Origin of the sequence: Bifidobacterium longum subsp. infantis ATCC 15697 = JCM 1222 = DSM 20088, assembly GCF_000269965.1 — a bacterium.
GTDB classification, from domain to species: domain Bacteria; phylum Actinomycetota; class Actinomycetes; order Actinomycetales; family Bifidobacteriaceae; genus Bifidobacterium; species Bifidobacterium infantis.
The window spans coordinates 781137-794528 of sequence record NC_017219.1; the positions used below are offsets into that span (position 1 = coordinate 781137).

Genomic DNA, 13392 nt, shown 5'->3' on the forward strand with positions numbered 1-13392 from the left:
ATACTAGCGCATGTTCCTGCGAAAACCCGCATCGTATAAGGCTTTTCACATCTATTTCGTGTTCTGAAGCCCAGGATGGACAAAAACGGACAGATCAGACGAGGTTATGACGGTCGAGCCACTTCATAGCGGCTGCGCCCAGAGGAATTCGTAGCCAATAGAACACCACGCGATGCAGCAACGTGGCGGATAGAGCTACGCCCTGAGGCACACCGACCGCCACGAATGCGAAAGTCAACGCGGCTTCCACACCGCCCAAACCACCGGGGGTGGGCACCGCGGAACCCAACGCATAGGCCAGCATGAAGACGAACGTCGTTTCAATCGGATTCGATGAATAACCGAACGCTTGCAAGGCCGCCCAGAAAGCGAGCCCAGTGGTCGTGTTCTGGAACAGTGCGCCCAGGCAGCTGACCGTGAGCTGTCGGGGCTGGGAAAGCACGTCCAGCAGCTGGTTGATATACGTCTTGGCCAGCGGCATAAGACGACGGGTCACCCAGTGGCGCAACGGCGGAATCATCATCGCAATGGACAACACCACAACCACTACGCCCAGCACAAGGACCAACGTATTCGTCGGAATCGCGCCGGAGAACATATTGCGGCCGGTGAATAGGCCAATCAACACCAGCATGGAGAAGTACACGGCGTAATACACCACGAGCGCGGCGCTCATGATTGCGGTGGCCGGGGTGTTGCGATAGCCGGATCTGCGCAGAAACTGCAGGTTGACGAACGCGGGCCCCACGCCGGCCGGCATGGATACCGTGGCAAAGCCGCCGGCAACCTGACTCATGAACACGCCCGTGTTATCTCGCTTGCTGCGATCCATGAGAGCGCCGAGCGAAATCGACGATCCGATCCAGCCGCAGGCACCGAACGCGAGCGTTACCACCGCCATCAACGGGTTGGCGTTGGTCAGCGCGGTTATGATTTCTTCGGGCTTCAACTGGGTGAAGACCACGACCACAGCCACGATGACCAGCAGCATGGTGATCATCGAACGCCAGGAGAAGCGGGCAAGCGTCACCGGCTCGGCGGATTCGGCGGTCTCCTCATCAATTATGGTGTTGATGTGGTCTCGCAGTTCCTTGAGCAGCTGCTTGTCCCATGTGACCAATGCGCGTGTGGGGGAGGGAACCGCGACTTTCTGGATGAACGGGGCCAGCGCGGTCAACGTCGTGTCGCCCCAAGATTCACGGGCAGCCGCGACTGCAGGTTTCACGCCGATCAACGCGGCGAACAGCGCAAGCAACTGGACCTTGTCAAGCGCGGTATTGGCCGGGCCGGAAGCGTTGTCGCCATTCAGCCAGCCGGCGATAACCGCAGTGCCATCTTCAAGCCTAGCGAGCGTATCAGGCGTGATGCGCCGGTGCGTATATCCACGGCGATTCGCCACAGACAGATATCGCATATATGCTACGGCGTCCGCCTGGGTGAGCGTGTTCAGATTGGCGGGCATCTCGATGGTGTGCGCATCCAGCACCAGAATCGCGGACTCGTCCGTATCGGCGATGCCGTAGGGGGCGGGCGCAGGCAGTTTGATATTGTGCAGGCCGAGCAGCATGGCAAAGTGATGCTGAACGGCGTCGCGCACGGAACGATCGCGTCGAATGGACACGCTGGTAAAACGTACCCAATCCCAGAGTTGCTTCAGATAGCCGACGGTATGGGTTTGCGCGTCGATGACGGAAACGATGAACCGGCGGTTATTCGAGGTCTCCACATCGTAGATGCGTGAGCCTTCCGCCAAATCGTCATCCAAAGTGGCAGACAATGAGCCATGGCCGATTCCGGGCTCCTGATGCCGGATGAGTGAGGTGGTCTCTAATCCGATGCTTGAGAGCACCGCGACGAGATCTTTGCCCCACACGCCTTTATTCTGCGTGCCGACCACGAATCGAATAAGCATGCCCACCGTGCGACCGGCGGCCATCGAAACCAGCATGCCGGTAACCGAATGCCACGAAAGCACCACCATCACCGCGGCGATGGCATACAGGATATTCCAACTCCATTTGACCGTGGAGCGGGTACGGCGTGGCCCGGCGGCGGTCAGGAAGGACGCCATGCCGGCGTAGATGTCGGGCAACAGCTCGGAACCGTATGAGGTGGCGGCTGAGACCAGTGCCATTGGCAGGGCGGCATCGTTCAGACTACTGATTGCCGTCGATATGACCCACACAATGCCGTATCCGGCAAACATGGCCAGCGCGGACACCGCAGCCTGCAGCCATTCCCGGGCCAGTAGCAATTGAGCGAGCACGATGATCACGATGACGATGGTGGCCAGCTGCGTCAGTACGGTGGAGGGGAAAGCGGCCAGCCAGTTGATGGCTTGGGCGGCGGTATGCGCGTCGGATTCGACGCCGCGCGTCATGCCGCCCAGATATACGGCGAACACCATAACCACGGCGGCCATCAATAGCGACAGACTGGCTCGGGTCAGGTCGCCGAAGTCGCGCGTGCGGCGCGGGGCGATGTCGTCGATGTATGGTCCGGAATCGTTGCTGCCGTCGGTTGTCGAGCTGTCCGTTCCGCTGACAGCAAAACTGGCCGACCGGCCGTCACCAGAGGCGATCGGCCGGTCGGTAGTGGAGGAGGTCGCCTTGTCCGGGCGATCTTCCGTAGTGGACTGATCCTGTTCAGTAGTCATGAAATGGTTACCTGACGTCTGTCCTTGTTCGGTTCAGTTTGCGGTTCGGTTTGTGACTCAGCGCAGTAGTGTGGTGGATGCGAGGGATTCGAGGGACTCGCATCGCACCTATCTCAACGGTCGAAAGCGACGAGCTGGCTGGCCACACCGGTGTAGGTGGCGGGGGTCAGAGCCTTCAAGCGAGCGGCGGTTTCCGGGTCGAAGGACTGCTGGTCGATGAACTGCTCGACCTGCTCCTTGTCGATGGAGTGGCCGCGCATAAGCTCCTTGACCTTCTCGTACGGTTTGTCCATGCCGGGCAGGCCCTTGAGCTCGCAGGCGCGCATGGCGGTCTGGATCGGCTCGCCAAGCACCTCCCAGTTCTCATCCAGCTCACGCTCGATGACGTGGGTGTTCGGGTGGATGGACTCAAGGCCGCCCATGAGGTTGGTCAGGGCGAGCAAGGAGTAGCCGAGCGCGGAACCGATGTTGCGCTGGGTGGTCGAATCGGTCAGATCGCGCTGCCAACGGGATTCCACCAGCGTGGCGGAGAGGGTGTCGAGCAGCGAGCAGCTGATCTCGAAGTTGGCTTCGGCGTTCTCGAAACGAATCGGGTTGACCTTGTGCGGCATGGTGGAGGAGCCGGTGGCACCCTTGACCGGCACCTGGGCGAACACGCCGCGGGAGATGTACATCCACACGTCCACGCACAGGTTGTGCATGATGCGGTTGGCGTGGGAGACGGTGGAGTACAGCTCGGCCTGCCAGTCGTGGCTTTCGATCTGCGTGGTCAGCGGGTTCCAGGTCAGGCCCATGCGGTTGGCGACGAATTCGCGGGAGACGGCGACCCAGTCGACATCCGGGCATGCGGCCAGGTGGGCGCCGAACGTGCCGGTCGCGCCGTTGATCTTGCCCAAGTACTCCTGGTTTTCGATGTGCTTGAGCTGACGGTTCAGACGGTAGACGTAGACGGCGAGCTCCTTGCCGAGCGTGGTCGGCGTGGCCGGCTGGCCGTGGGTGAGGGAGAGCAGCGGCATATCCTTGAATTCCTCGGCCTTGCCGGCGAGGTGGTCGATGATGCGCTTGAACTCCGGGGTCCACACGTTTTCCATCGCGTTCTTGACGCAACGGGCGATGGAGAGGTTGTTGATGTCTTCGGACGTGCAGGCGAAGTGCACGAGGGTCTTCAGCTCGTCGTTGATGTTGGCCAGCTCGGCCGGAGCCTTGTCGATCTGATCGTCGATGTAGTACTCCACGGCCTTCACATCGTGGTGGGTGATGGCCTCATGAGCGGCGTGCTGCTTGATGCCTTCGGCGCCGAAGTCCTCGGGAATGGCGCGCAGGAAGGCCTGCTCTTCGGCAGTGAACGGCTTGACGCCGTCAACGATCGGCTGGTTGCCGTTGCCCTCAAAGCCGTTGGCCAGAAGAATCATCCATTCGACTTCGACACGCATGCGTTCGCGGTTCAGGGCAGGTTCGCTCATGTATTCGACGAGCGGAGCGGTGGCCTTGTGGTAACGGCCGTCGAGCGGGGTCAATGCGATTGCGGGGGAAATATCGGTAAGCTTCATAACCTCCAAGGGTACTTCCAGCCGTGAACCGAGCGGCTATACTGTGGTGCGGCGTTCCCGCCCGAGCCGTACAGGTCATGGCCTGGTATCTGATGCTGGCCATCGCCAAAACCGGTGTGCTCGACCGCCTCGCATCCGGCCGCGCACTCATCGAGCGACGCGCCTGACACTCTTTGCGCGCCACTTTCCCGGGAATGTTGCGCTGATAGAGGGGTTCTCGGGCATGCTAGCGCAACAAGCCCGGGAAAGTGGCGCTAGCCGCGTCTCTGCGGTGATTGCATTGTGGGGTAGCCGATTGATTGCTAAGCATTGACAAGTTGATGTGCTCGTTGCCGTGAGACCCCGAGTATATCGCCTATTTGCTGTAGGGCGAGACCCATGCCATGTAGTTCTTGTGCCGCGGCGCGGGTTTCCCGCGCTGCGTTCGATCTGCATTCCGCTTCTTCCTTCCGCAGTCGCCGAGCTTCATCAAGATGCGCTTGTACGGATTGCGGCAATTTTGTCTCTATGGTGAGTGCGAAATCAGCATCTTGTGTCATGACGGTGATAAGGTCGCGTGCCATACTTTCAATCTCTGCTGTTGTTCGTGCCTGCGTGAAACCGATACCGGGAATCTCAAGAATCCAGTATTTTTCGCCAGGACGAACGATGACCTGATATGTTTTCACTGCTGATACCAGCCTTTCCCGAGTTTGGCTTCTGCTTCTTTGCAAATAATGTCCGCGAGGTTGTTGTCGATTTCGTTATGACGTGGGATGGGAATCATAAGTCCATCGAGTTGGAATATCTCATGACTCCCTCCTTGCCTGATACTTTCAAACGTAACATTCTTGCGTTTTGCCGCTTGCTTCATCAGTTTGATGAGCTATCTCCTGCTCGTCATTATATTGTTAACTCCTTTCTTGACAATTCTGTCAAGTGTGGTATTTACTTTTAACCGCCGAACGCTGAACTCGGTGGTTCGCTCGCCAGTGGCAATGGTCGCGGACTAGGTCATGCGGCCTTGGTAGTAGCGGGTTTCCTTGAGTTCGCCGTTGATGACTTCCTGAAAATGCGCTTCGTGGCGTTGCACGGCGGGGGAGCCGAGATCGGTGGCGTTCTGATAAGCAGCCTGATGGTACTTAATCCAATGCGACAACTCTCTGCCGTTGGTCGAACCAGCCACGGGTGCGGCGTCATATGGGGTCAGACCGGTGATGGGCGTCGCGCCGGGAGTGCATGAGCTGTCCGAATGCACTGTGGATGGTGTTGCCGCGGGCGCGGGCGATACATGCCCTTGTACGGTGAGCCAGTTATCGGTGACCGGGTTGGCGGAACCATCCAGTGCGGCGACCAGTTCATCATCGATCTCCACGCTGGTGACCCATGTGCGTTGCGGAATCGGATGATTGGCCACCGGCGATCCGGCTGTCACCACATGCTCGATGGTATATTCCTCCGCCCAATCCGAGGCAAGCGTGGCGGCAACGATGCCACCTTGGGAGTGACCGATCAGTGCCACGGGCTCGTCCTTGCCGATGCCTGCCTGACGCATCGCCTCGGCAACCATGCGAGCGCTGTCCGCTTTCCTGCGGCGTTCCTGATCGGCGCTCATCAGTTCCACGTTCTGCGCCCAGCCGAATGGTGAGTCAGGCTGTCCATCGGTACCCGGGATGGTGACCAGCCAGGAGTTGGTTCCATCAGCCCGTTCATAGCGTTGAATGGCGATGGTCCCATATTCGAGTCCGCTGTTCAGCTCGATTTTGCCGAGCCGCTCTTCGGCGAGTCTGCGCAGATTCTCCATTGACTCGGCCACCGATCCGCTTGCGCGGACGACGTCGGCATTCGCCTGCACCTCGCGTACTTCCAGATGATTGCCTTGGATGATGTCTTTCGCTGGTCCGGAGAAATTGGCGATTTTTCCCGCAGCCTTGTTGACCTCATCGGTGTGCGCAATGCTCTTGCCGATAGGTACGCCGCCAATGATTCCGCCCGCGCCGCTAAGCACTCCTTCCTGGAACGGATAGCTGAACGTGGACATCCATGCCGGGTTCGGTTTGCCGTCAATAGCCCAGCCGGCCAGAAAGCCGCCCGCCGCCGCAGCGGCAACACCCACCGCGGCATATCCCGGTTTGGCCTGTGTGCCGGCCTGCAATAATTCGGTAAACATGCGCCGAGCCGTCATCTCCGCCTGAGAATACAGAGAGTGTGCGCGAATCAGCAGATCGGCCGCGCCACGCAGGTCATCGCTCAACCGCTGGCATGCCGTTGCATGGTCATAACACCGATTGCCCAGCGCGGCATATGGTGCAGTGACATGGCCGGGAACAACGGCGCTCGGATCGCCCGACTGCAAGGTGACGCACATCGGCGCACTATGCCGATGTGACTGTAACTGTAATGCGGCCGATTCCCAAGCCGTGGCTATGGCCGCAAATCCTGCCGCCTCGTCATCGAGAGCCTTGGCTATGGCGGCATATTCTTCAAGAGTGGCTGGCGCATATCCCACTCCGCCGTAAACGGACGATTCCACCTGCCAGTAATCGTGCTCGCTCATGATGACCCCCAAGCCAATCGGTGGGTGGTCTCCATGTCTTGCGCGAGACTGGCCGAATACTGTGCGGTGCGACTGAGCCGCGATCGGAATAGATCGGCGGCTTTACCGGTCCACACGATGTTGCGGGAGCGGTTCACGGCCACCGCCGTCTGGTCCGATTGCGCCAGTGTGGCCGCACGCTGGACGGACACGAGGTCGCGACTACGCTGTACCGCCGCATGGCAAGGGCAAGTGCCGTAATCGAACGGCGTCACCGTATTGCCGGCAAAGCCGCCGGTGGGATCGATGGGTGCTGGGTTGCTGGTGTAGGTATTCATATATCCAGCTAAAAGGACAGGACTCATGCTTGTCCAGCCGGGACGACCAATGTGGTTCTAGCTTGCCGATTTTGGGCGAAGTTATTCACAAGTGTTGTGTATAGCCGTAACGATTATCCACAAATAGCCTGTTTGGACATGCCTCGGATCAGCCATGGGCTATCGAAAATTGGACAAACGCCAAAGCCGACAGCCGAAACCGGGAAACAGCCGCGATAAAGCCATGACCCGTGAGGGTGTGAGAAAAAGAGCAACCGTGAACGATTGCTCACCACGGCTTGGTAGCCCCGGTACCCTTGTTCTGCGTCGCCTTCTGCTCGGATTGGGTGGTGTTCGACTGGGTATCGGTGGATTGCTGATTGGCCTTCATCAGCTCCTCGACCTGCTTCTTCTGCTCGTCGGTCAACGCGCCGCCCTTTTTTGCATTGGATGAGGAACTCTCGGATTGCTGTGCCGACTGGGCTTGCCCGGAACCGGAACCGCTGTTCTGCGCCTCGGCCTGTTTCAGGGTGATCTTCGTCAGCTCGGAAGAAATCGAAGCATTGGTGTCGATGGCGTCCTTGACTTGCGGCAACAGAAGCGTGCGCATTCGCCCGGCCTCGGCGAATTGCGCATCGGTCTGCTGCTGTTGCGCCTTGAGCGTGTTGATATCAGTCGACTCGTCCTGAGCCGCTTTGATATTGGCGTTCAATGATGCGGTGGCCTGATTGAACGTAATCGAAGCGGACAGGTTTACTGACGCCACGCCGGCAACCAGCAGCAGCAATACGGCGCCACAAGCCAGGACGATACGTGCCCAAAGCGGGCATTTCGCCCGCATCCGAATATTCGCCGAGCCATCGTTCTCGTGGATTTCGTTACTGTTCCTCACAGCAGCCTCCTTGAGGTTGCGATCCATGCACCGACTTCCATGGCAAGCAATATCGCCAACGTAATGGCCAACGGCCATACCACCGGCGTGGTGCGTGTGCGCTCCTTGACCGTGGTGGTCATGCGCCATTGCTTCGACGACCTGGCCGAAACCACATCCGCCAAAGTCTGTGAAGCGTTTACGGCCACATATGTGCCGCTGATCTCGTCGGCAATGTCTTTGAGGTTCTTCTCATCCATCTTGGAGATGCCGGGTTCGCCGGTATCCGGGTCGATCACCCAGTGGTCCGTGGTATTGGAATCTCCGGCGCTGACGCCATCGGCGATGACGGGAATCTTGCCGCCCTCGGTCGAGCCGACGCCCACGGTAAACCCATCATTGAGATACTGGCGCAGTGACGAGAACGTACGGCGCTTCACATTCGAGGTCTGTTCGCCATCAGTGATGAGGTACAGCACAATCGCATCATCCGGGTGCGCTTCACGAATCGACTTCGCGGTCAGCAGCAATTGATCGATCGGAGCATCCAGACTGGAGCCCGCCGACACGGATGTGGCTTCCACCGCCAACGTGTTGGCCCAATTATCGATGGCCGGCGCATCCGGGGTCAGCGGCACATCAAGCGTTCCCGAAGCACCGAACCGTAACGCCGCGAAACTGGCGTCCGGATAAGCGGCGGTCACATCATGCACGGCCTGACGTGCGGCATTGATGCGGGTAATGGTCTTCTCGGACCCGTATGTGGCATCGGCCACCGCCATCGACCCGGTGGTATCCACCGCCACGATGACATCGGTGGCATTGATGGCCTGTGAGGTGGTAGACGATACCACGCTGGGAGTCAGTACCATCACCGCTACGATGAGCAGCATAAACGTACGACGTATGCAAGCCCACACGGTCTCGTCACTGGAAACACGGCGACGAACAAACAATACGATTTCGAGAATGGCCAGTACGGCGAGCCCGGCCGCCAGCAGTCCGTCGGCGACCCAGCCCAAGGCGGGGGAGAAGGTGAATCCGTTCATCGCCTCAACCTCCATGCACATACGATCCAGATAATGAGTATCACGGCCAGAGCAAGCGTCCACAGACCGGGAGCGTCCACCATTGAGGATTTCGCCTTGTTCTCCACATCCGTATCTCTACGCGACTGAATATCCCGTACCAGCTCATCTATTGACGCGCCATTCGATTGGGTGAGGAAGATGCCTCCATGCGACTCGATCGCGGACTTCATATCCGTTGTGGTTTGGTCCGATTCACTGGCTTTCGGCCCGGAATACAGGCCGTCCACGGTGATTTTGGTCTGCTGGGTCAAGTCCAACGCTTCGGTCAGCGAATAGGTGGGTTTGCCCGACACGACGTTGTCGGTGGCCAGCACGATGGATGCCGCACGCTGACGGTCGGCATTCGCATGATTGGCTTCGCCATAAGCGAAACCGGGGAGCATCGCCGCGCAAGACACCACGCCGTCGCCAATCAAGGAGGTGGCGTCCTTGCGGTTCTGCGTGCCTTCGAGCCAATTGGCGATGTCCTGATATTCGGCATCGGACATCTTATCGACGTCATCCTGCGACTCGACGCCTTTCAGCGCCTTGCTGGCGGAGGTCAACTGTTTGGTGACCAGTTCGTAGTCGTCGGTCAGCGGGAACACCGTGCGTGAGGTCGAGTTGAAGATACTCAAACCGATACGTTCCCCCTCGAAATGCTTGACCAGTTCCAAATAGGTATCGATGACCTCGCGATCATAGGGGAGCGTGGATCCCGACACATCCAGACACAGGACGATATCTCGGCTGGAAGCGCGTTCGTCACCGGCATCCACTTGGCTGGGGCGAGCCACCAGCACAATGGCCAGCGCCAGCGCAAGCACCAGCACGCTGATGGCGAGACGGCCCAAAGCGCGCCATTGACGGAACAGACGGGAAGCGTGCTCGGTATTGAGATCGTCGTCCATCGAGAATACAGGGGTGTCGTCGGCGGCGTTACGGCGGGCGAACACGACAATCAGCACGATAATCGCCAGCGCCGCCAAGACGCCGGCCAGAGCGGCCCAAGGCCAATGCCATGCCAGCATCATGAACGCCACCTTTCCACCAGATTCGCCACCCACTCGGCGGCCTGCTGCACGCTGGTCGTCTGGGCGATTCGGTTGCGGGCATCATCGGCAAATTCCGGTGGATACAACGCGCTAATGGTCTGCTTCAATGCGTCCAATCCTTGGCGATTCGCGGGCGTGCGATTCAGGTACGCCAAATCGGTCAGCGTACTGGAACTAAGCTCCCTGCCTGATGCGGCACCGGCGAAATCACGGGCGATGACGGCCAATTCGACGAAAGCCTCATGCCGGGGCAGTGTTCCGGATTCATGACGGGCCACCACATCGTCGATGCGGGCACGCCACTCGGCCTTGGAGCTGGCATTGCTATGAGCGCCACGCGCACGGTCGCTGTTCCGAGGTTTGCGTGCGGGGCGAGCCAGCATGATGATCAACGCGATCAGACCTACCGCCAGCAACAGGCATGCGACGATGGCCATCACCAGGGGAGTGGTCAAGGCCAACGACTCCACGGGCCTGAGATCGCCGGGATCAGTGGCGAGCGGGATGATGGGGAACATGCTGTGCATCATAGATCACCCGCCAAAGTCAGTCCGACCAGTTCGGGTGCAGTGCCCAGTCTATTGCGTGTGGTGCGGGCCAATGCCCGGGACACCAGGGCGACGAAACGATCGAACATGGATTCGCTGGACGCGGCTCGAATGATATGGGAACCGGCACGGGTGAGCTCCTGTTCCAAAGCCGCGGCCATATACGCGCGATGAGTATCGACCTCGGCCGCTGCCTTGGCGTTGCACAGGAATGCCGGCACACGCCGTGCACTCAAGCCATCGGTGGGAGCGTGACGGGATGAGACGGCCTTGAACGGATTCATCGTCGCCACATCGATCAGCACCATCGGATGGGTGCGGGTAATACGACGGATCGTGGTGATATGCCGCTCCTCCATCGCATGCTCATCGGTGGCCAATACGATCAATGCCTCGCGATCCTTGATACGGCGCGCATATTCCAGCAGTGCGTCGATATTACGGTGATGATCCCAATCACGGTCAAGCGCCTTGTCCAGCGTGCGTTCGAACTGTGCGAACCCACCGTTGAACGGCACGCGGGTGATGCTGGACTCATCGCCGAACACCAGCGAAATATCGTCCGACCGGCGCAATGACAGGGCGGCGAACATTCGCAGCGCATTGGCGGCAACCTGCCATGCGCGTTCTCCGGAAGGGCATACGCCAGTCATCTCCAGGCCAACGTCCATCAGCAACCAGACCCGTGACGTCGACAGGCGCTCGCGCTCGACCACCATGGGGCGGCCTTGGCGGGCGCTGGTCTTCCAATCGATAAGACGGGATTCGTCACCTGGCTCATAGGCATGCACATCCATCGCATCGCCGCTGCCGCCACGACGCCCGGATGCGTGTTCGCCCTCCAGCACGCCCAAAGCCTTCCTTACTGTAGGCAGGCTCAGCTGAGTGCCAAGGGCCTCGATCTTCTTGCGAACGGAATCGGAACTCACGGAACAGGAACCGTTTCGACGATCTTGTCGGCGATCTGATCGCTGACCACGCCATCGGCCAGTGCCTCGAACGTCAGCATAATACGGTGGCGCAGCACCTCATGAGCGAACGCCTTGAGATCCTCGGGCACCACATAGTCGCGCCCGGACAGCAATGCCTTCGCCTGGCCGATGCGGGTCAAGGCGATGGTGGCGCGCGGCGAGGCACCCAAACGCACCAAGGATGACAGTCCCTTGATGGGGCGGGAGCCGGCACCTCGTGACGTGGCGGTGATATCGACCGCATAACGCATGATCGCGTCGGAAACATGCACGCGGCGTGCCGCCTTGCGCAAAAAATCAACGTCGGACACGGAAATGCGTTCGCCGGTGATGGTGTCGGGACCGATCATGTCGGAGCCACGGCGGGTGAGCATGGCCAGCATCCGAGCCTCTTCGTCGGGCGAAGGATAGGTCATGACGGCCTTCATCATGAAACGATCCATCTGGGCTTCGGGCAGGTTGAACGTGCCCTCCTCCTCAATCGGATTCTCGGTGGCGATCACCATGAACGGCTTGGGCAAGGCGATACGCTGCCCGCCGACGGTCGTGGCACCCTCGGCCATGGCCTCAAGCATGGCGGACTGGGTTTTGGCATTCGAGCGGTTGATCTCGTCCAGCAGTACGAAATTGGCGTGAATCGGGCCGATCTGCGTGGTGAACTTCTGCGACGCAAAATCGAAGACCTGCGTGCCCACCAGATCGGATGGCATGAGATCAGGAGTGCACTGCACGCGTTTGAACGAGCCGGATACGCAGGTGGCTAGTGTCTGGGCGGCCGTGGTCTTGGCCAAGCCCGGCACGGATTCGATAAGAATATGCCCGCCGGCCACCAAGGTCACGATAAGCGATTCGCGCAGATTATCCTGACCCACCAGTGTCTGGGCGAATCTCGCCCGAATGATGTCGGCCAGGATACGTGCGCGCTTGGCGTCATCGGCACCCAGCTGAGCCGACACGCCGGGCGCGGGAACGGTGACCGGTCGTGCGGCGGTGGTCTGCGAAGGTATGTTCGGTTGCGTGGGGAACAAAGTCATGTCCCCACTGTAACTACTTACAATGACTGTTGGTCTGTCTAAAGAGTCCAATCCACCGGTTCGGCACCCATGGTGACTAGGGCTTGATTGGCTCTGGAGAATGGTTTGGAGCCGAAGAATCCGCGGGAAGCGGACAGCGGACTCGGGTGAGGCGATTTGATAATGAAGGCATTGGTCAGCAATGGCTCGAGGCTTTGCGCATTACGCCCCCAGAGAATCGCCACCAGCGGCTTGGGCTTGCCATCGGCGTCCGTGCGCGCGTTCAACGCACGAATCGCGGCCTCGGTGACTTCCTCCCAGCCTTTGCCCTGATGCGAATTCGGCCGCCCGACGCCGACGGTCAGACATCTGTTGAGCAACATCACCCCACGTTCCGTCCACGGTGTCAGATCGCCATTGGTGGGCATGGGCGCCCCAAGGTCGTCAACCAATTCCTTATAAATATTGACCAGGCTTTTCGGCAGCGGGTGAACATTCGGCGCCACGCAGAAGCTCAAGCCCACCGGGTGACCCGGGGTCGGGTAGGGGTCCTGGCCGACAATCAGCACCTTGATGGAATCGAACGGGATGGTGAACGCGCGCAGAATATTGTGGCTTGCCGGCAGCCACGGGCGTCCGGCGGCGTTTTCCGCACGAAGAAAATCGCCCATATGGTGGATGGTGGGCTCCACGTCGGCCAAGGCATGGGCCCACCCCGGCTCTACCAGTTCGCTCAATGGTTTGATCATGACTCACCACTGTAGTCAAACGTGCATATCCGGTGCACGGGGCGTGGTGTGGTGGACTGATGAGTTGTTTGCCGATT

12 protein-coding genes and 1 pseudogene are annotated in these 13392 nt (G+C 59.6%); 1 reads left to right on the forward strand and 12 read right to left on the reverse strand.

What is annotated here, in order from left to right:
- Positions 1–94: 94 nt before the first annotated feature.
- The gene (locus BLIJ_RS03450; protein ID WP_012577074.1) at positions 95–2656 is read right to left on the reverse strand and encodes a lysylphosphatidylglycerol synthase transmembrane domain-containing protein; all 2562 of its coding nucleotides are present in this window, start codon (positions 2654–2656) and stop codon (positions 95–97) included.
- 113 nt (positions 2657–2769) lie between these two features.
- Positions 2770–4206: an adenylosuccinate lyase gene (gene purB, locus BLIJ_RS03455; protein WP_012577075.1), complete on the reverse strand. Its 1437-nt coding sequence runs from the start codon at positions 4204–4206 to the stop codon at positions 2770–2772.
- 74 nt (positions 4207–4280) lie between these two features.
- On the opposite strand from purB, the pseudogene BLIJ_RS14200 reads away from it, so the two are divergent.
- Positions 4281–4373: pseudogene (locus BLIJ_RS14200) on the forward strand (ECF transporter S component); the annotation flags it as partial.
- 135 nt (positions 4374–4508) lie between these two features.
- On the opposite strand, the gene BLIJ_RS03460 reads toward BLIJ_RS14200, so the two are convergent.
- From BLIJ_RS03460 to BLIJ_RS03510, 10 genes are all read right to left on the reverse strand, one after another.
- A complete protein-coding gene (locus tag BLIJ_RS03460) occupies positions 4509–4874 on the reverse strand; it encodes a hypothetical protein (protein WP_012577076.1) in 366 nt (121 codons plus the stop codon).
- A gap of 320 nt (positions 4875–5194) precedes the next feature.
- Positions 5195–6742, reverse strand: coding sequence for an alpha/beta fold hydrolase (locus tag BLIJ_RS03470; protein WP_012577077.1), 1548 nt, complete (start codon positions 6740–6742; stop codon positions 5195–5197).
- Positions 6739–7059 carry a hypothetical protein gene (locus tag BLIJ_RS03475; protein WP_014484677.1) on the reverse strand — a complete coding sequence of 107 codons (321 nt, stop codon included), beginning with the start codon at positions 7057–7059 and terminating at the stop codon, positions 6739–6741. The genes BLIJ_RS03470 and BLIJ_RS03475 overlap by 4 nt, the downstream gene beginning before the upstream one ends.
- Before the next feature lie 268 nt (positions 7060–7327).
- Positions 7328–7825 (reverse strand): DUF6466 family protein, encoded by a 498-nt coding sequence (locus BLIJ_RS03480; RefSeq protein WP_042988585.1) that lies wholly within the window; start codon positions 7823–7825, stop codon positions 7328–7330.
- Positions 7826–7926: 101 nt separating this feature from the next.
- Positions 7927–8958, reverse strand: a complete 1032-nt coding sequence (locus BLIJ_RS03485) for a vWA domain-containing protein (RefSeq protein ID WP_012577080.1) — start codon at positions 8956–8958, stop codon at positions 7927–7929.
- The gene (locus BLIJ_RS03490; protein WP_012577081.1) at positions 8955–10013 is read right to left on the reverse strand and encodes a vWA domain-containing protein; all 1059 of its coding nucleotides are present in this window, start codon (positions 10011–10013) and stop codon (positions 8955–8957) included. The genes BLIJ_RS03485 and BLIJ_RS03490 overlap by 4 nt, the downstream gene beginning before the upstream one ends.
- The gene (locus tag BLIJ_RS03495; protein ID WP_014484679.1) at positions 10010–10564 is read right to left on the reverse strand and encodes a hypothetical protein; all 555 of its coding nucleotides are present in this window, start codon (positions 10562–10564) and stop codon (positions 10010–10012) included. Before BLIJ_RS03495 ends, BLIJ_RS03490 begins: the two co-directional genes overlap by 4 nt.
- The gene (locus BLIJ_RS03500) at positions 10561–11511 is read right to left on the reverse strand and encodes a DUF58 domain-containing protein (protein ID WP_012577083.1); all 951 of its coding nucleotides are present in this window, start codon (positions 11509–11511) and stop codon (positions 10561–10563) included. Before BLIJ_RS03500 ends, BLIJ_RS03495 begins: the two co-directional genes overlap by 4 nt.
- Positions 11508–12587 carry an AAA family ATPase gene (locus BLIJ_RS03505; RefSeq protein WP_012577084.1) on the reverse strand — a complete coding sequence of 360 codons (1080 nt, stop codon included), beginning with the start codon at positions 12585–12587 and terminating at the stop codon, positions 11508–11510. The genes BLIJ_RS03500 and BLIJ_RS03505 overlap by 4 nt, the downstream gene beginning before the upstream one ends.
- Before the next feature lie 38 nt (positions 12588–12625).
- On the reverse strand, positions 12626–13315 hold the full coding sequence (locus BLIJ_RS03510) for a uracil-DNA glycosylase (RefSeq protein ID WP_012577085.1): 690 nt from the start codon (positions 13313–13315) through the stop codon (positions 12626–12628).
- Positions 13316–13392 lie beyond the last annotated feature (77 nt).